The sequence below is a fragment of the Rothia sp. HMSC062H08 genome, from assembly GCF_001810775.1.
In the GTDB taxonomy this organism is placed as follows: Bacteria; Actinomycetota; Actinomycetes; order Actinomycetales; family Micrococcaceae; genus Rothia.
The window spans coordinates 1-466 of the sequence record NZ_KV802644.1 but is presented as its reverse complement, the minus strand read 5'-3'; the positions used below and the strand labels follow the sequence as shown (position 1 = coordinate 466).

Annotated in this window: 1 protein-coding gene; it reads right to left on the bottom strand. The window is 54.7% G+C overall.

From position 1 onward, the window contains the following. Window positions 1-413 (bottom strand): ATP-binding cassette domain-containing protein (locus tag HMPREF2765_RS00150; RefSeq protein WP_246823473.1); only part of this gene is annotated, 413 nt, incomplete at its 3' end. Window positions 414-466: the final 53 nt, after the last annotated feature.

Here is a 466-nt window from a genome sequence, read left to right as displayed (position 1 = left end):
TCCCGGTAGGTTCCTTGTTCCACCACACACCCACCATCCAACACCACCACAGAATCAACACCACGCAACGTCCACGCACGATGAGACACCAACACCACCAAACGCCCAACAGCAGCCACCTTCAACCGAGCAAAAATCTCCTCCTCAGTCTCAGCATCCACAGCACTGGTCGGCTCATCCAACACCCACACCGGCGCATCCCGAAGAACCACACGCGCCAACGCCAAACGCTGCCACTGACCACCCGAAAGACCAACACCACCAAACGACTCACCCAACTGAGCATCCAAACCACCCTCAAGACCACGCACAAAATCATCAGCACAAGCCACCGACAAAGCCGACCACAAATCAGCATCACCAAGACGCTCAACCGCCTCCTGAGGCAAACCCAGAAGAAGATTTTCACGCACAGTCAGTTCATAACGGCCGTAGTCTTGACTCACCAAACCAACATTTGCCAACA